Genomic DNA, 16,263 nt, shown 5'->3' on the forward strand with positions numbered 1-16,263 from the left:
CTAAAAAACATATCTATTTCAAAAATATTAATATTAGCATTTAAATAAGTATAGAGCATTTCATTAGTCTCTTTATCTCGTAAATCCGACAACCCATTTTGAGTGTATAATAAAATGAACTTTCTAAAATAGTAATAGTCCTCTTCAATTAACAATATTGAGCGTTGGAGTTTTTCATCTTCAAATGCTTCTTTTAAATTATCAACTTCTACTAAAATAAACAGAGAGGTATTTTTCTTAATATTCTCGTGTTCTGATTTCAAAGATAGTCTCTCAAACTCTTTTATTACTTGTGAAGTCTTATCATCATCAAAAAAATTATGTAGCTCATTAGAACTATATTGACTAACAATAAAATACTCTGAGTTTTGTGAGTTAGTATAGAAATCAAATTCTGTATCCAACTGGTTAAAATGGTTATTTTGTAAAAATTTTATAACGATGTCTCTCATATTAGTCCTCCGGCACAGTCAAATTCTTTGCTTTTACTTTCTTAATACCAATGAATTCCATATTCGGTTTAAAAATATTATGTTGCACTCCTGTATTCCATTCATCTTTATATCTATTATCTGACATACTATCAAATTCATCTATTCTTACTCCAAACGGAATACCATCTATATCCCTATTAATAAGAAAATCATGATTAAAAGTGGCTTTTAAAAATTCTGAATTATCAATAATATTTTTAATTACCCTTGCAATACGACCAGGGGATTCTTCAATATCAATTAAGGAGAATCTATAACTTTTTTCAACTTCATCTAAGAAACTATAATGTTTAAACGAGAATTTTCTAACATCTTTTATCAACGAATAGAATATTTTTTCTAAGAGAGTAATATTAAATATTTCTGCAAAATCCTCATCCGACTTTTCATGAGGTAAAACCATTCTTACAAACTCATAAAAATCTTCTTTAGACATAGACAATAATTGATTGATTATATTGTCCATCAGTTTAAAATCATCCTCAGAAATATCGCCTACAGAATCTCGATGATATTTTTCCCAACTATAAGTCAAAGTATTCTTCATTTTATATACTTCATCTTTAGGCATTTCTTCTTCAAGAATAGCAATTATCTCTCCAAAGGATATTTCTGGAAAACCAGATTCACTGTGTGCTTTTCCGATACTATGATCCAATAACGATCCAATATATCTATGATATACTTGTTCAAGATGAGAACTATTCTCTTCTAAAGGATTTTTTTCTATCTTTAAAATTTCTTTAATTTCAGCTTTACAATAATCTCTAATTGTATCATTTTTATCATCCTGAGAAAGTGGACAATGATAAAGATCGTTTTCTTTATTGTATGGATATAGTTGAATACATGAATTATTATCAGTATATTTTTTTCTGCGACCGTCTTTCTTTAAATATTCATACCGAGATAAATTGAAATCTGTTATTGCTACAATAACGTGTAAGTATCTTGAATCAGGACTAACTTCTACAGCTAGTATGTGTCCTTGCCCATCAAATTGATGGATTTGAAATCCTTCCTCATCAATTATTTCTTTCCAAATCTTTTGATTACTTCTCTTATCCTCAACCTCACAATATTTTCTTGTTTGTATCTTAAAAAGAGTTGAATATTGTTCCCTTGATGTACCATCTATGTATGCCTTTACTTGATGCCTAGATATAACTTTGTCGTTGTTATCAACAATATCAAAATCTTCATCATTTTCATATCTAATCACATAATTCTCGTAATTAGGCACCTTATCATCAATACATTTTTTCAATTGTCTTAACGCTACTAAAAATCCTACTTTCCCTTGATGGATATATCCACTCCAGCTAGGAGTAGCGTTTCTATTCTGTTCAACACTAGAGCTAGACAATTTTAACCTCCTGTTATTCTTTAAAAATTGATAAAATTTAACTCATATATTAAAAGTTCATGCTTACTTGTAACTTTTTAACTTCTTTTCCCCCACCTTCAACATCTCTTTCTCTACCTGACTCCACTCCCCAAACAGTAATTCTTGAAGAATATCTGCTGCTGGAGCTGTATTTTCTTTTGAATCATATACACAACTTCTATCTCGTTGATAAATTTGAATTCTTTCAAAGATAGCTAGTTCTTCTAATTGTCGTGTATTATCAACTAGATGATTTACAATGAAATCATGATGTTCTTTTGGAGTTGCGCGTGCTTGATTTGGATTGATAGCGTACAGTTCTTCGTATCGGATAAGGGTGCTCAGATAGGACAGCTTAGGCTTTGTCGCAATCAAGGCTAATTGTACTTCATATCCCTTATTTTTCAAGAGTTGTGCTGTTTTCTTTGGAACATCAATCGTTCGTAAAGTTCCCTCTATCAAAAGATTGTATCCCAAATGACTCAATTCTGTTACTAAAGACTCTACCATTTTACCCGCAAAATCTTTGGTGTATTCAACACTATCTTTGCCATATTCTTGCTGCAGTTTTAAATAGTGTGGATGCTGAGAGCGAAAACTATCTCCATCAATAATAACAATATTGCCTTGAAATTCTTTCTGTTTAATACGATGAATTGTAGTCTTACCGGCACCACTTTGCCCTCCAAGCAAAATCGCTATAGGTTGCTTACTGGACTTTTTTCCTCTTGTCAGTGAGCGAATGTTCCGCTCTAAAGCATGTTTGAATTCACTATCGGTATAATCTTGGATTTCCATTAGGCTACCATCCGTTTTTCAGATATCTCTAACATACGTTCAATTCCATCCAAATAGCCGCTATACCTCTCTATTTCATCAAAATTTTCTACTAAATAGATATTCGTATGAATCAAGTCAGATAGATCATCACTCATTAAAATCCAAGGATTAGATTCATCATCAATGCTAATCCCCTGACTATCTTGATAACGATAGAGTCGTGATAATAGATTAGCACCTCTTTCTTTCACAATTTCAATTTTTAAAGTCAAGTCATAATCTTCAACAGGATTGAGCATTTTATCTTCTCCTACAATATCGACATAAGATACATTAAACTTCTGACAAATGATGTCTATTAATTCGGTAGAGACTGAACTCGTTCCATTTTCATAACGACTCAGACTATTTCGTGAAATACCTACAATCCGTGCAAATTCGGGTTGTGTTAAGTCATGTGTTTTACGTAAGGATTTTATGTTCTTTCCAATCATGGCAAACTCCTTTATTTTTATAATTCAATTATAGCATAAAAAAGCATAACGCACCAAAATTGGTGCGTTATTTCTTGTTTTTCTAGCCTAAACTTTACTTCTAAAAAAGCCACCTTAAAGAATAATTCCTTTTTCGGTGGCTTTTCAAAATACTATACATTAAAATACTCTTGTTTCATTTTTGTAAGCAGATTGTTAGCAACCGAAGTTACACCAACATGCATCAGTTCAGGATCAGAATAATCTAGATTACGAGCATAGCCTTCTGCAACAGTCTGAGCAATACGCTCATCCAATTTATAATTAGAGGCTTTTAACAGTGCTTGAAATAATTCTGAACTATATAGTTTAATATTATTTTCCAATGATACTACTGCCATTTTTGTAACTCCTCTCCTGTTTTTGATTGATAAATCTTCTCTATTTTAAAAGATTGGTTGTGAGTGGATAATTGTTTAAAAGAATAGGGTTTTCTAAACTTTTTTTGAAAAGTTTGTGTTTGTATTTTGGCTTGGTTTTCGAATCAAAAAGAGAGAATCAAGTTGATTCCCTCTCTATGTTAGTTTTTACTTATTTTCCCTATAGGAAAGCTAGGATCTATTAAAAAATTCTTTTTTCTGTGAACTTCCCCATCTTTCGATAAATAGAATTCCCACTAACAAAAGGATAATCAGGCAAGGAAGTAAGACCATCCCCATGCTCCAATTCAGATTGACATTATCAATTTGCTTAGGTAATCTTCCAGATAAAATCTCCACTGAACGCAAGTAAGTAAAGGGAATCAGATGTGCAATTCTTTGAAGAGGCTGAATTGTTTGAATGCCAAACAATAAGCCAACAATTCCAATGAGTGAAAGAAAGAGGACAGGCATTTTTTGCTTGAAAAAGTAAGCAATCAAATACACAACTTCCACAATGATGATAAAAGCTAAGAAAGCTAGTAACAAGCTAGGAAATAACACATCTTGTATTTTCCCAATAGTTACTTCTTGATTTGTTAAGCTATATATCGGGTAGGGATAATCTAACTGCCCAAAACCACTTATCAGACTTCCCACTAGAAAAGAAAATCCACTGATTCCGATAAACAGCACAGTTACATAGCCCACTCCAACTCCAAGAGAGGACATGGCAAATGCCACTTTTGAAAAAGGATATAACTGAGCTGTGTCCAGATGATTTTGATATCTTTCTGCAAATAGTTGCGTTAGCATAAAAATAATAGCAATCACAAACAAGGTTGGGATGATAGCCTTTAAAATCCAGACAATCTGATCAATCCCGTGAGTCGGATAATCTAAATTGTGCGCTTTTATGTTCAAGGGATATAGGGCTTGGTAAATCTTCCGTTCACGGTCAACCGCCATTTTTAAGTCAGAGCTAGAAGTTGGTTCCTTCGATACAATTTCATAACTCTTTTCTTCAGCTTGCCACTGCAAATAGTAGGCTTCTTTCCAGCGTCCTTCTTTTAACAAAGCTAGAATTTCTTTCTTTTGAGTCAAAAGATTTTTTTGCAAGTCTAAATTTTCTTTAACAAACTGGTATTCCTCCGAGCTGGTGTCAGACATTTGAGAGAGTTTCTCTTCATTTTTATTGATAGCTCTCTCATTTGCTACAAGATGAGTATCCAACCGACTCTCCAAGCTGACTGAGTTTGCAGTCCGACTATTGAAATAAAAGGTAACACCGAGTACAGATACAAATAAAGCTAAGATAATCCAGTTTAAGCGACTTTTGAAAACTTTTTTTAATAAAAATAGACCAACATCTTTCATAAACTAAACCTCTTCTATCTTTCCCTGATGAATGGTTACTATTCTATCGCAGACGTCAACCAACTCTTCCTTATAGTGGGAACTCAAAAGAACCAGCTGCTCTTGTCTATCAATTTGTGCCAGCCTATCAAAAAACTTCTGTCGATAATACTCATCTAAGCCATTTGTAATCTCATCCATAAGCCAGCATTTCGCATGACTGAGAAAATACATGGCAATCACCAAGCGTTGCTTCATCCCTAAGGAATACTTGCGAATGGGAAGACTGATATAGTCAGACATTTCCCAGTAGGCGATTTCATCCCTCAAGTTTAGATCTGACTTCCAGATATTTTTTATAAGGCGAAGATAGTCCATCCCACTTAAGTTTCCATCCAGCCATTCAACACTCTCATAATAAAAGAAAGAAGGAGGAGCTACAATATTTCCACTACTTATAGGAATTAAGTTGCTAATGGCGCGGAACAGGGTCGTCTTTCCAGAGCCATTGATAGCAAGAAGACCATAAATCCTACCCTTTTTAAAGGTGAAATCCGCATCTTGCAAGATGACTTGTCGCGTTTTTAGGGTAACATGAGTAAGCCTTAACATATCAAACTCTCCTTCTTCTGAACGTTTAACTATTAATATCCTCCAGTATAGTAGTTTATGACCTCATAACGATCGTAATTCCAGCCAGAATCAACTTTATACTCTGAATAGCTGTCATAACGAGACCATGACGGAATCCAAGCATATTGATGGTCGTGATAGTTGGTACTATATTCCCAAACCGTATTCCAATCATACCTGTAACTTTTAGTGACTGTCACAGCAGATACACTGGACTGAAAAAGACCAAGTGATAACAAACTAGCTAATAAAACAACTTTTGCTGATTTTTTCATGGTTTTCACCTCACTAATATATTTACTTTCGAAAGCGCTTTAATTATATCATTTTTTTCTCTGTTATGCAATAGTTTTTTTATTTGTTATGTAATAATTTTTTTGATCCGAAAAATCTTACACTAAACGCTAGCAACTGGAATTTACTCTAAGACGACTCTGTTTTAGAGCTATTTGTCGTGCACTTTTTTCTAAGTCTTTTCGCTTTTGAACCCTTATATATCAAGAAAAAGAAAACTAGTGGAAGTTAGTCTAAGACGAATTTCCACTGATTTCACGCGTTTTTCTCATACTAAAAGCTATGTTGTGGGAAACTGGAAGTTAGTTTTAGAAGTTACCGGTTTTCTAAACTCATCAAGCATTTCTTCTTTTGTAATTTCATTCTGACGAAAATGAGCTAAAACTTGGGGTGGATTGTCATCAGTCTGAACACCATAGATAAAATCAAAATGATGTTGTAATTCATCTGGATTCTCCCGATTTTGAATTACAAATTCCGCAAAATCTAAATCTGACTCTGACTTTTNATATTTTGAAAAATAGTGACAATGATAGTCAGTGCTCTTAAAAATTTCTATAAAATTTGAAATACGAAATTCTACTATAATACCTACTTCTTCTTCAGAGTCAAAAATATTATTATTAGAGGTGCTTCGATTTAATACTTCAACTTGCTTGTTAATAAATTTTCTAGCTTGTTCAAAGTCAGGTGTGATATAGAAACCAGGTCCAAAGTCTAGCTCACTTCCTAAATTAAATTTAACATCGATTCCCTTTTTCAAGGATTCTAAATGTCTCAATAATGTAGCATGAAACCACTGCGTCTGACCTAGTTGCTTTTCCTGCTTGGTAGTCAACTCCAAAACATTTACTTCCTTCCGTCTTTCCTAAATCTCTCTAAATTCTTTTCCAATTGTTCCTTATGAAGTTGGTTCTTAGCTTCCTTTAATGTGTCGTCCAAAGTTTCTTCTCTATAAGTTGCTTCTGTTTTTAGTTGTTCTGATCCTTGATCTGGAGTGAAAATGATATCTAGCAGTCGGTCTATTTTTTCAAGATCCTGGACAGACATATCAGATAGTCGATGAATTAGTTTCTTAAATACATCACTATTGTCTTGTTTTTTCTTAAAAAATTTTGTAAACATCTATAACCTCTCAAAAAAAAGCAGCCTCTTAAGACTGCTTAGTGTAATTCGGAAATCGCATCATAAATGGACTGCAATTTCTTATTGTCTTTATTCCTTGTGTCAATCAACGTATGTAGCTCTTCAATTTTCTTTTGACTACTTTGAATATCGCTATTGTTATCCGCAATCAGCCGTTTAAGATGTTGCTGATAACTTGTAGTGATATCTGTCTCTTTTCCTGTTCTAACCTCTGTAACTTTGGGTTTAGAACTAGAATTTGATTCCGTCACAGGTGCTTGTTTACGCTTTTGAAAAGCTGCTTCATAATTTACATCATTACCTCCTTGATGATTTCCAAATAAGGCAGCAATTTTATCTGGATCTTCTTGATTTTCTGATTTACTTTCTAATGGTTGATTAAAATTCCAATCTTTTGTCATTCACTCATTTCATCCTTTCTAAATTCAGAATCATCGAATTGTCTTTCTCTACCGAAGGCATGGTCAAGAGCTTCTTCAAAACTCATGTGACTTATGCTTTGACGTCTTTTGAACGTCGCAAACATCGCTGTCTCCAGTTGCTCTTTGTAAGCAGCTAGTTTTTCTGTTTCTCTTGCTACCTTGCTTTCTTGCCTAGTGACCTTTTCTTCTAAGCGTTCGATTATGGTCATATACGATCCTCCTTCATTCTAATATTAGCTAAAACATCTTGATTTTGTTATCACAATTCTAAACATTGAGAGGTTTGTCTTACTGGTGGATTTCCAAATGTCTCTTTTGAATTCTCAATCATAGATTGAAAATCTGATTTCTTTTCTCTAAGAATATCATTCCAGTCTATTTTTTCTTTCCCAAATTCATTATCAGGTAAATCCAGTAAAACAGGCAATCCTGATTGAGATAACTTATCAGAAAAATCTTTACCTGCATCATCACAATCTACCGCAAGTGTCAATAAATCAGGATGATTATTGAAATAGGTAGTGGTATCACGAATTGTATTGATCAAAGGCAATAACTTTGAAGGTGTTACTGTATCTAAGAATTCCAACTTCTGATTTTCTTCAGCTATCAGTCGTAAAGTTTGATAAGCTACAACAGACCTTTTTAATCCCTCCATAGATACCAAGCGAACATCTGATAGACTTTGTTGATGAAGTTCGTAATAGCTTATCAAGTCGACGAACGATTCACAAAAGACCAGTCTTTTTGGTTTACCAATGTCAAAGGATATTCCAACATGTCCATGGCTTCCTTTTAGAATCGTTTTTAACCTCTCTCTAGAAAGAGCGGGATTCTTATAAATCCCTTGTAAGCTTGCTGCCTGCAGTTTGTGTCGATGATCAAAGCTTTTAAAAACAATAACAGGTTCAACAGTTTCATTTGTTTTCCAACTGGCTTGTGACATCAAACCTTGTTGAATCATCTTTTGTATGATTTCTTCTGAAATTCCTCTACATTCTGTTAAATAATATCTGGCCAGACTACAGTTAGAATCTTCTATTCTCTTTAAAGGATAATAAAATGGTCTCTCTCTTTTTTCTTGAACAGCTTCTTTTTGAAAAGGTTCTTCAGAAAGAAATGCTAGAGTTTCTTTAAAGGAAATTCCCTTAACAAGTTGAACAAAATCAATGACATCACCTTGAATATCTCTTGAAAACCATTTAAAAGTATTGGTATTCGAAAAAATCCGGAATGAATCGTGTTCAGGATGTTCATAGACACTGCTAGAAACTTGTTTAAAGGAGATACCTAATCGATTGGCTACATCAAGAATTGAAATTTGCTTACATTTTTCTATTTCCATGCAATATCATCATTTTGTCGTAGTATTTGGCAATGATGGAACTGATGATGATTCTTCTAAGGTTTTGGGAGTTGCCTTATCTAAATCATCTAATCCAGATTTCCAAACCTGCACTTGATTGACTAATAACTTACCAGGTAGTTTAGAATAGGACAATTTAACCGTTCTGGTTTCTGTCTGATTTGTCTTTGATTGGTTGGCATTCTTTAAATCAGATACATAGGTTACATTATAAGAGACCATGGCAATGGCTTGATTCGTAGTCTGATTGACAAAGATATCAGCTTTTTCAAAATGATAATCCAAAATATAGTCCTTATATACTTGGTTCATAGCATCGTTTTGACTTGTCAATTCTTGAGAATAAGCCGATTCAGTCATATAAGGTTGAATACGTGTATTATTTTCTCCGAGCTTTTCTTTCGTATAGTACTGCGTCAAAAATTCTTTTACAGTATCAGATGACAAAATACTTGCCTTATCTTCTGCTTGTTTGTCCTCTACAAGTTTAGCTGCAGCCAATTCAATCTCTTTGCGACTTTGTTTGGCAGTAGAATGTTGCCCAGCAGTATATCCCATCATGAGAATAAAGCTAGTTGCGGCTACTGCTCCAACACTAATTAAGGCTTTAGTTTTGACTTTATTTAACATCTTAGACCTTCTTTCTATAAAAACTAGGTCAAGAATACCAGATATGACTTGGAGCTTTTATCACAAGAAAAAGTCTCTGAAGAGTCCAATATAATTAAGTTAAGAAATTCAAATACGATTCTGTATTTGGGTTTCTTTTTTATGTGATAAACTAGAGTTACGGAGGTATTTGCCATGATAAAACAAATAACAGCCCACGTGAATAAGAGTATTCAGAGTATCCTTGGTCAAAAAGTTGAGTATGTCAAACAAGATGAACAGGCCTTTACTCGTAAAAGAAGGTTATCACTAGAAACCATGATTCGTACCATTCTGGGAATGGGAGGGAAATCACTGTCAAAAGAATTACTAGATGCCAAACTGACAGTTTCAAATTCAGCCTTTATTCAAAGACGCTATCAAATAAAACCTGAGGCTTTCTATGCCCTATTTAAAAAATTTACAGCACCTATTCCATTCAACACTGATTTCCCAATATTCGCTGCAGATGGGAGTGATATCTGTATTCCTCGAAATCCCATGGATACAGAAACCTCTGTCTAAACCCAAACGGATGTTAAATCCTATAATCTCATACAAATAAATGCCCTATCCGACTTGACGAGTGGAGTGTATAGAGATGTTTCTATTCAAGACAAACATACTCAACATGAGCGCTTAGCTCTGATTCAGATGATGGAGGCTTCTCCATTTCGAGAAAGCTCTTGTTATCATGGTGAGTTAATCGCTCCAATGACTTACGAAGAAACGATGAGCAGCGACTTTTTTGAAGCTTGGTTTCAGAAGTTTCTCTTACCAACATTAAATGTACCATCAGTTATTATTATGGATAATGCAAGATTCCATAGAATGGGGAAGCTAGAACTTTTGTGTGAAGAGTTTGGGCATAAACTTTTACCTCTTCCTCCCTACTCACCTGAGTACAATCCTATTGAGAAAACATGGGCTCATATCAAAAAGCACCTCAAAAAGGTATTACCAAATTGCAATACCTTTTACGAGGCTCTTTTGTCTTGTTCTTGTTTCAATTGACTATAATACTCAATGAAAATCAAAGAGCAAACTAGAAAGCTAGCCGCAGGTTGCTCAAAGCACCGCTTTGAGGTTGTAGATAAGACTGACGAAGTCAGTCACATATATAATCCAAGCTGAAGCTGACACGGTTTGAAGAGATTTTCGAAGAGTATAAAAGAAAGAAGCTGACAAAGGAGACAGGTATGGAACAAACATTTTTTATCATTAAACCAGACGGTGTAAAAAGAGGACTAGTGGGTGAAGTGTTGAAACGCATCGAACAACGTGGATTTACAATCGAAAAATTGGAGTTGCGTTCACAGATTTCAGAAGAGCTGATTGACCAGCACTATCAGGACTTAGTTGACCAGAGTTTTTACCCACTGATTTGTGAATTTATGACTTCAGGCCCGGTTCTTGTGGGTGTCATTTCTGGTCCTAAAGTAATCGAAACTTGGCGGACCATGATGGGTGCAACTCGTCCAGAAGAAGCTTTACCAGGGACTATTCGAGGTGATTTTGCAAAAGCGGCTGGAGAAAATGAGGTTATTCAAAATGTTGTTGTACATGGTTCAGATTCAGAAGAGTCAGCTAAGCGAGAAATTGCTCTTTGGTTTTAAGAGTGAATTGGCTCAATCAATTGGTTAAAAAACTCATTTGAATAGAAAGTATAGTCAATTAGTTTAAGATATGACGCATGATATCAAACTTTTTAGTTTTTGATATGGTGCGTTTTTTGATTAAGTGACTATTAGTTCGTATCGCTCCGTTAGGTGCAAGACAAAAAACACCCGCTATGCGGGTGCGCGTCGAAGGTTATACCAAAAAACTCCAAACGCGATACAATAAAGGTGTTCAAGCCAATTGTAAAGCGAAAGGTGAAAAATATGGCACAAAAGGTTCTTTTGTCCTGTTCTTGTTTCAATCAACTATAATATTTCAGTAACTCATCGTGCAATTAAAAACAAGGATTTTTATTTCAGACGATCCATCGTGAACACTTCATCAGCCATCTCCCAAATTGCCGGATTATGTGTTGCGATAATGATTAGCCTATTATCATCTCGAAGAGATAGCAAAATCTCCATAATCAACTGAGAGGTTGCTGGGTCTATTGAAGCTGTTGGCTCATCTGCCAGAATAAAGGGTGGATTCTTTAAGATAATTTTTGCCAAGGCAACCCGTTGCGATTCTCCGCCCGATAACTCAAAGATGCGCTTATCTAGGTCAAGATAAGCCAGGCCGACCTGTTCTAAAGCCTGCTTCTGCCTCAACCGCTGTTCCGACCGACTCAACTTTTGACCAATGAGACCTAGCTTAAGGTTTTCTTCAATACTTTGGTTTTCAATTAAGCCAAAGTTCTGGAAGAGGTAGCCCAATTCGTGACGGAAAAAATCACTCGATTTATAATTGGACAAGTCTTTACCTCGGTAAAAAATCGTCCCATCATAAGATTCTAATTTCCCAATCATGTTCATCAAGGTTGTTTTTCCGCTACCACTTGAACCAATTAAGGCATAGACTTTTCCAGCCTCAAATGTCATTGAAAGATTCGAAAATAACTCTCGTTCTCCAAAAGATTTACTCACCTGTTTAAGTTCAATCATATTAACCTCCCTTCAAAACAAGCATGGACATCTTGTTTTCTTTCTGCATTTGGACATGTAACTGTAAAAGAGATAGACCAGTAAAGAGTAACGAGACTAAGAAAGCAACTACTATCTCTACCATAAGAAATACACTCGCAACAAATCCCAGTAAAAACACACCCAGTTGAGCAAAGAGATAAGTGCGATGGATTTCTAAGAACCTGAGACCTGCAATGCGTTTGATAAAAATGGCACGTCTAAATTCTTCAAAGTAGAGCCTATTCATAGTGTTAAACAACAAGATTGAAGTTGTAATCCCAAGCACAGCTCCTGCTAGCATTACCCAACGTTCCCTCTGGATATTATCCGATAATGTGATGTAGTTGTGGTAACCTGTTTGCATTTCTGAGACCCAATTTTCAATGCCTTGTCTCTGGATAAGCTCCTGGGCATCAGACAATTGATTAAAGAGAACGTAATTCTGTACTGCGTCTACCCAAAAGAAAATGGACTGTGGACCAGTTGATTGGGGTGTTATAACAATGATGATTGGATCTTTCAAAAACTGCTGGTAAGAAATAGGGGTCGTATTATACACAAAACGATCCTGACCTGATTCCAAATAACCTACCGTAGCAGTCATTTGCTGTCGTTCATCTTTACTAGACATGCGACTGGTTAAGTCGTCTTCAAAAACAGATTTATAATGTTCTTCCTCTGAACGGAGGTGTTCAGGCAGCAATAAGACAAACTCCCCTACATCAAGGTGATTCATCTTTTGCTCAATAGTTGTATCTACAGGAATGTTTTGACGCTCCAAGTATTGCGGTGTGACGATAAGGACATTGCCATTCGGGTTGTAATCGTGCCATTCTGTAGAGGTTATAAAGTTTTTGGAGGAAGCCATGCCATTTTGCAAAGAACGGTCAATTAACTGGTGTCTAGATAAGAAAGCCTTTTTTTCTGAAACAGCCAGATCCATCAATTGATACCAAGTTCTGAGTTTCCTTTGAGCTTGTTCATCAGAACCAGGACTCGTTCCTTCACGGCTGAATGATAGGGTAATCAGTTGCCTTTCCTGGCTCCAAGCCTCTTGTCCAATCCGATGCTGTTGCCAGGCTTGGGAATACTTTAAGCTACTCCCTATTCCCAGCGTTACAATAATAATCGCTAATAGTTGACCGATTAAAATCAAACTAATGATTCCTCTGACAGGCACTTGCCCTTTTATAATCTGCATCAGGTGTATCTTTTTTATCCCAACTGCGAAGAGTTGAGCGAAAAACAGGGAGATCAACAACAAGATGAGATTATAACTGAGCAAGCCTTCTCCTATGGTCATTAGGGATTGCGTTGGAAGCGACAGAATTTTTTGCATAAGAATGGCGAGCACGCCAGCTAAACTGAAACCAACAGCTATCCCTTTCAAATCCTCACCAACTGGTCTAAGGAAAATGGACCACCGTTTCTCTCCTGAAATGAGGCGAATGCCCGACGACCGTAATTGGCTAATTTGACTAATTAAAGTCAGTGCTCCAAAGGTTAAGATGAAAATCAATAAACCGATTAACTGAAATCCGTTACTAAAGATAGCCATTAACGTAGATAGTTTAGATGGAATTATCAGGTGCATGTTAGTCAAGCCAAGTTGACTTAGCTCCTCTCTTAGCAAGTGAATATCTAGGTTTCCATCGAATACAAAATAGTTTGTTTCAACACTACTACTTTGAGCATCTTCTAGATTTTTTTCCTGTAGCCCATCAGGCAACTTTCCGTTCCCAAAGGTCGTATAAGAAAACACTGGAGTACCTTCTGAGTTAGGATCCTGGTGTTGAATCGCAATAAAGCTATCCGTTTCTTCTGCTAGTTTTTCCAAGCGTGTAGCAACATGCTGAAAAGTTGTTTCAGGGGAAGAATCACGTACAACAACGTTGGGGTAATAATGGGAAACATATGTATCAGTCCAAATGGTAAATACCCAAACAAAGAACAAACTAGCAAGCAGGTTGGATATGAGTATAAATAATTTTTTCATAGTGCATTCCTTATTCTAAAATAGAGGGCAGAAATACCCCTGCCCTCTATAAACTAACAAGCTTACTAAACTATTGATAAAAGAATCTTCTTCAATTATTCTTGCAATCCCGCATCAAATGTAACTTGCTCCCCAAAATTTGTATTAACAAACGCATAGGCCGCACTATGTGCTCCTGCATAAGCTGTTTTTTGATTGTCACGTCCATTACTTCCAACATAGGCCCAGTGATCCTCTGAACCATGATAATAATTCGAAAATGCTCCCCAATTATTTGGATCATGATAGCCTCCATAGGTCCACTCGCCACCATGGAGAGAAACTGCCAAAACAGGAAGAGCCAAACTACATGCCAAAACGGCAAGGGATGATGCAACTACTTTTCTAAATTTTAACATATTATTACTCCTCTGAATGAAATATTATGAAAATGAGCGAAATGCAACTACATATTTTAATTAGAAATCTCAGTCTGAATTATAGTATCCTATTTTTTCCTCCTTTCTAACTGCACGTTCCTTTCTACAGGCAGAGACCTAATTTTATAAACCAATCTTAAATACTTTAGATTTTGTAACTCATAATTTTCAACAGTTGGTTAGCTATGAAAGCATTTTATTAAACATCTCCATTCTTATATCTATCTGGTATTGTTACAAGCTCTCATAAGAATACCTTTCTCTAAATAGTTGAATTTTAAAGTAATACGAAATCAATCTACCTTCCCAACATCAAGACCATTGGAATTCTTTTGTAATTGCACTCGAATCTCCAATCGTTTATTCTTCTGAACAAACTGTTGGTAAGGAATTGTGTTACTAAACGTAAAAACACCTAGTAATACTAATATAGCTAATTTTTGAATTCCACGATTTTTCTTTATTCGTGAAACCCCTTTCTGTTTCCTTGTTTTTATTTTAACATATGTATATTATTCAGTCAAGTATTTTTATTATATTTTGAACTTTTTTTATTATTTCTATTTGTAATTTTATCGAGCAAATATTTGCCGTCTTTAACTAAATGATATATAATTGACAAATATAAATTAGGAAGGTTTTTTGTTTTTATGACTACATTAGCTGAAAAATTCAGATTGAAAAGAAAAGAGTTGAGACTCTCCCAACAAACTCTTGCAGAAGGAATTTGTGAACAAGAATATGAGGTAAACTACTTTCATTTAATGGAGTTATATCAGACAAAAAATTTTGAGCATCAAGAGTTTTTATTTGGCTACATCAGAGTTCGTTACAACTACGCTCACTACCTAGTATCAAAGGAAAAATATAACGAAGCCATCCAAGAAGCTCTTGAGACGATTGAACTCTGTAAACAAAGACAGACAAGCTACCAACTGGCTCCCCTACTTATTCTTGTAGGAAATGCTGGAGCCAAATTTCTAGATAAAGAACAAGTCAAAAATTATTATATAGAAGCAAGAGAGTTATGTAAGATTTATAACAATCCTTTAATGTTGATGAAGATAGAAAACTATTTGAAGGAATTAGATATTGTTTAGTTAATCTTGACATTATAGTTTTTCTGAAACGTTAAATAACCTGTAAGGCTGATAGTGAGATTAATACTATCAGTCACATAAATAAAAAACCTTATCCGAATTTAGATTCAGATAAAGTCTTTTAACCGGATAACAAGTTTACATATTTTCCTTATTTTTGGACTTTATGAAATGCCAACTGAAGCCTAGAAACAACATTAGATTGATGAAAAGGTAAACAGCCGTAAAACTAGTTAAACCATGTTGTCTGATATCATCAAAATATAAACTAGGTTCAGTAAAGAACAGATAAATTCCATAGCCCTCCACGAAAATAAGAAAACTGATAAAACCAATAAGGAAAAGTCCACTAGCAATAAGAAAGAGTCTCCATAAAAGAATGAGAATTCCTCCTACTGCTAAAAAAATTACTGGGATAAGGAGTAAATCATTCATGACTTTCTCCTTTCTAGTCAATCAATTGACGATAATGGGTGGCAAGAGAGGAATCAAACTCTTCTAATTTTTGAACTAAGTCCAAATACTCCTCTTTCTCATGTTCTTCAAAGTCCACACCTCGATGATTCTGAAGCGCGATTTCCAATTGACTAGTGAGTTCTCGTTTGGAAAAGCTGTAATCCCCCGTCACTTCCTCATAATGTTCCTTTAGTTCCTTGTAGGCTTGGTATTCTTCAGGTGTTTGAAATCCCTGTACCAAAGCCTCTTC

General features: G+C 35.0%; 22 protein-coding genes and 2 pseudogenes. 4 read left to right on the forward strand and 20 right to left on the reverse strand.

The features are described from left to right. From D8855_RS09925 to D8855_RS09990, 14 genes are all read right to left on the reverse strand, one after another. Positions 1 to 452: ABC-three component system middle component 1 (locus D8855_RS09925; RefSeq protein ID WP_376738627.1), on the reverse strand; the 452-nt coding region annotated here is incomplete at its 3' end. Position 453: 1 nt separating this feature from the next. Next, a complete protein-coding gene (locus D8855_RS09930; protein ID WP_054421527.1) occupies positions 454 to 1,860 on the reverse strand; it encodes an ABC-three component system protein in 1,407 nt (468 codons plus the stop codon). A 63-nt stretch (positions 1,861 to 1,923) separates the two neighbouring features. After that, complete coding sequence (gene pezT / locus D8855_RS09935; protein WP_125417174.1) at positions 1,924 to 2,679, reverse strand: type II toxin-antitoxin system toxin PezT; 756 nt, start codon at positions 2,677 to 2,679, stop codon at positions 1,924 to 1,926. Then, on the reverse strand, positions 2,679 to 3,155 hold the full coding sequence (gene pezA / locus D8855_RS09940) for a type II toxin-antitoxin system antitoxin PezA (RefSeq protein ID WP_125417175.1): 477 nt from the start codon (positions 3,153 to 3,155) through the stop codon (positions 2,679 to 2,681). The genes pezT and pezA overlap by 1 nt, the downstream gene beginning before the upstream one ends. Before the next feature lie 152 nt (positions 3,156 to 3,307). Then, the gene (locus tag D8855_RS09945; RefSeq protein WP_125417176.1) at positions 3,308 to 3,535 is read right to left on the reverse strand and encodes a hypothetical protein; all 228 of its coding nucleotides are present in this window, start codon (positions 3,533 to 3,535) and stop codon (positions 3,308 to 3,310) included. A 210-nt stretch (positions 3,536 to 3,745) separates the two neighbouring features. Next, positions 3,746 to 4,930: a hypothetical protein gene (locus tag D8855_RS09950; RefSeq protein WP_125417177.1), complete on the reverse strand. Its 1,185-nt coding sequence runs from the start codon at positions 4,928 to 4,930 to the stop codon at positions 3,746 to 3,748. A gap of 3 nt (positions 4,931 to 4,933) precedes the next feature. Next, a complete protein-coding gene (locus D8855_RS09955) occupies positions 4,934 to 5,521 on the reverse strand; it encodes an ATP-binding cassette domain-containing protein (RefSeq protein WP_125417178.1) in 588 nt (195 codons plus the stop codon). Positions 5,522 to 5,553: 32 nt separating this feature from the next. Continuing rightward, a complete protein-coding gene (locus D8855_RS09960) occupies positions 5,554 to 5,742 on the reverse strand; it encodes a hypothetical protein (protein ID WP_031233184.1) in 189 nt (62 codons plus the stop codon). A gap of 374 nt (positions 5,743 to 6,116) precedes the next feature. Further along, positions 6,117 to 6,680, reverse strand: coding sequence for a DUF3990 domain-containing protein (locus tag D8855_RS09965; RefSeq protein WP_474104124.1), 564 nt, complete (start codon positions 6,678 to 6,680; stop codon positions 6,117 to 6,119). 5 nt (positions 6,681 to 6,685) lie between these two features. Further along, the gene (locus D8855_RS09970) at positions 6,686 to 6,961 is read right to left on the reverse strand and encodes a hypothetical protein (RefSeq protein ID WP_125417179.1); all 276 of its coding nucleotides are present in this window, start codon (positions 6,959 to 6,961) and stop codon (positions 6,686 to 6,688) included. Between the two features lie 38 nt (positions 6,962 to 6,999). Then, on the reverse strand, positions 7,000 to 7,383 hold the full coding sequence (locus D8855_RS09975; RefSeq protein WP_125417180.1) for a DUF5945 family protein: 384 nt from the start codon (positions 7,381 to 7,383) through the stop codon (positions 7,000 to 7,002). Continuing rightward, complete coding sequence (locus D8855_RS09980; RefSeq protein ID WP_000152422.1) at positions 7,380 to 7,613, reverse strand: DUF5965 family protein; 234 nt, start codon at positions 7,611 to 7,613, stop codon at positions 7,380 to 7,382. The genes D8855_RS09975 and D8855_RS09980 overlap by 4 nt, the downstream gene beginning before the upstream one ends. A gap of 50 nt (positions 7,614 to 7,663) precedes the next feature. After that, a complete protein-coding gene (locus D8855_RS09985) occupies positions 7,664 to 8,749 on the reverse strand; it encodes a toprim domain-containing protein (RefSeq protein ID WP_125417181.1) in 1,086 nt (361 codons plus the stop codon). 9 nt (positions 8,750 to 8,758) lie between these two features. After that, entirely contained in the window at positions 8,759 to 9,400 is a 642-nt protein-coding gene (locus D8855_RS09990) for a hypothetical protein (protein WP_000933084.1), read from the reverse strand. Between the two features lie 174 nt (positions 9,401 to 9,574). Here D8855_RS09990 and D8855_RS09995 point away from each other — a divergent pair, with 174 nt between their 5' ends. The 3 genes and pseudogenes from D8855_RS09995 (at position 9,575) to ndk (ending at position 11,034) form a co-directional block, all read left to right on the forward strand. Then, entirely contained in the window at positions 9,575 to 9,943 is a 369-nt protein-coding gene (locus tag D8855_RS09995) for a hypothetical protein (RefSeq protein ID WP_125417182.1), read from the forward strand. A 168-nt stretch (positions 9,944 to 10,111) separates the two neighbouring features. Then, positions 10,112 to 10,432: pseudogene (locus tag D8855_RS10000) on the forward strand (transposase); the annotation flags it as partial. Positions 10,433 to 10,617: 185 nt separating this feature from the next. After that, positions 10,618 to 11,034 carry a nucleoside-diphosphate kinase gene (gene ndk / locus D8855_RS10005; protein WP_125417183.1) on the forward strand — a complete coding sequence of 139 codons (417 nt, stop codon included), beginning with the start codon at positions 10,618 to 10,620 and terminating at the stop codon, positions 11,032 to 11,034. Positions 11,035 to 11,388: 354 nt separating this feature from the next. Here ndk and D8855_RS10010 read toward each other — a convergent pair whose 3' ends face one another. The 4 genes from D8855_RS10010 to D8855_RS10880 all read right to left on the reverse strand — a co-directional run bounded on the left by D8855_RS10010 (position 11,389) and on the right by D8855_RS10880 (position 14,921). Further along, the gene (locus tag D8855_RS10010; protein ID WP_125417184.1) at positions 11,389 to 12,021 is read right to left on the reverse strand and encodes an ABC transporter ATP-binding protein; all 633 of its coding nucleotides are present in this window, start codon (positions 12,019 to 12,021) and stop codon (positions 11,389 to 11,391) included. Between the two features lies 1 nt (position 12,022). After that, positions 12,023 to 14,038: a DUF1430 domain-containing protein gene (locus tag D8855_RS10015; protein WP_125417185.1), complete on the reverse strand. Its 2,016-nt coding sequence runs from the start codon at positions 14,036 to 14,038 to the stop codon at positions 12,023 to 12,025. Positions 14,039 to 14,133: 95 nt separating this feature from the next. Beyond that, positions 14,134 to 14,436: a lactococcin 972 family bacteriocin gene (locus D8855_RS10020; protein WP_045611574.1), complete on the reverse strand. Its 303-nt coding sequence runs from the start codon at positions 14,434 to 14,436 to the stop codon at positions 14,134 to 14,136. A gap of 314 nt (positions 14,437 to 14,750) precedes the next feature. Continuing rightward, a complete protein-coding gene (locus D8855_RS10880) occupies positions 14,751 to 14,921 on the reverse strand; it encodes a PhrA family quorum-sensing system peptide (protein ID WP_125417188.1) in 171 nt (56 codons plus the stop codon). A gap of 267 nt (positions 14,922 to 15,188) precedes the next feature. Here D8855_RS10880 and D8855_RS10035 point away from each other — a divergent pair. Then, positions 15,189 to 15,557: pseudogene (locus D8855_RS10035) on the forward strand (transcriptional regulator); the annotation flags it as partial. 138 nt (positions 15,558 to 15,695) lie between these two features. On the opposite strand, the gene D8855_RS10040 reads toward D8855_RS10035, so the two are convergent. Further along, positions 15,696 to 15,992 carry a DUF5966 family protein gene (locus D8855_RS10040; RefSeq protein WP_125417186.1) on the reverse strand — a complete coding sequence of 99 codons (297 nt, stop codon included), beginning with the start codon at positions 15,990 to 15,992 and terminating at the stop codon, positions 15,696 to 15,698. A 13-nt stretch (positions 15,993 to 16,005) separates the two neighbouring features. Further along, a partial coding sequence (locus tag D8855_RS10045; RefSeq protein ID WP_221762851.1) for a DUF5962 family protein occupies positions 16,006 to 16,263 on the reverse strand: 258 nt, incomplete at its 5' end.

This window comes from Streptococcus mitis (assembly GCF_003942685.1).
Lineage (GTDB): Bacteria > Bacillota > Bacilli > Lactobacillales > Streptococcaceae > Streptococcus > Streptococcus mitis_CD.

Bases quoted from the DNA above. Each gene is read 5' to 3' on its own strand.
- pezT (WP_125417174.1), bottom strand. From the start codon at position 2,679: ATGGAAATCCAAGATTATACCGATAGTGAATTCAAACATGCTTTAGAG.
- pezA (WP_125417175.1), bottom strand. From the start codon at position 3,155: ATGATTGGAAAGAACATAAAATCCTTACGTAAAACACATGACTTAACA.
- D8855_RS09945 (WP_125417176.1), bottom strand. From the start codon at position 3,535: ATGGCAGTAGTATCATTGGAAAATAATATTAAACTATATAGTTCAGAA.
- D8855_RS09950 (WP_125417177.1), bottom strand. From the start codon at position 4,930: ATGAAAGATGTTGGTCTATTTTTATTAAAAAAAGTTTTCAAAAGTCGC.
- D8855_RS09955 (WP_125417178.1), bottom strand. From the start codon at position 5,521: ATGTTAAGGCTTACTCATGTTACCCTAAAAACGCGACAAGTCATCTTG.
- D8855_RS09970 (WP_125417179.1), bottom strand. From the start codon at position 6,961: ATGTTTACAAAATTTTTTAAGAAAAAACAAGACAATAGTGATGTATTT.
- D8855_RS09975 (WP_125417180.1), bottom strand. From the start codon at position 7,383: ATGACAAAAGATTGGAATTTTAATCAACCATTAGAAAGTAAATCAGAA.
- D8855_RS09980 (WP_000152422.1), bottom strand. From the start codon at position 7,613: ATGACCATAATCGAACGCTTAGAAGAAAAGGTCACTAGGCAAGAAAGC.
- D8855_RS09985 (WP_125417181.1), bottom strand. From the start codon at position 8,749: ATGGAAATAGAAAAATGTAAGCAAATTTCAATTCTTGATGTAGCCAAT.
- D8855_RS09990 (WP_000933084.1), bottom strand. From the start codon at position 9,400: ATGTTAAATAAAGTCAAAACTAAAGCCTTAATTAGTGTTGGAGCAGTA.
- D8855_RS09995 (WP_125417182.1), top strand. From the start codon at position 9,575: ATGATAAAACAAATAACAGCCCACGTGAATAAGAGTATTCAGAGTATC.
- ndk (WP_125417183.1), top strand. From the start codon at position 10,618: ATGGAACAAACATTTTTTATCATTAAACCAGACGGTGTAAAAAGAGGA.
- D8855_RS10010 (WP_125417184.1), bottom strand. From the start codon at position 12,021: ATGATTGAACTTAAACAGGTGAGTAAATCTTTTGGAGAACGAGAGTTA.
- D8855_RS10015 (WP_125417185.1), bottom strand. From the start codon at position 14,038: ATGAAAAAATTATTTATACTCATATCCAACCTGCTTGCTAGTTTGTTC.
- D8855_RS10020 (WP_045611574.1), bottom strand. From the start codon at position 14,436: ATGTTAAAATTTAGAAAAGTAGTTGCATCATCCCTTGCCGTTTTGGCA.
- D8855_RS10040 (WP_125417186.1), bottom strand. From the start codon at position 15,992: ATGAATGATTTACTCCTTATCCCAGTAATTTTTTTAGCAGTAGGAGGA.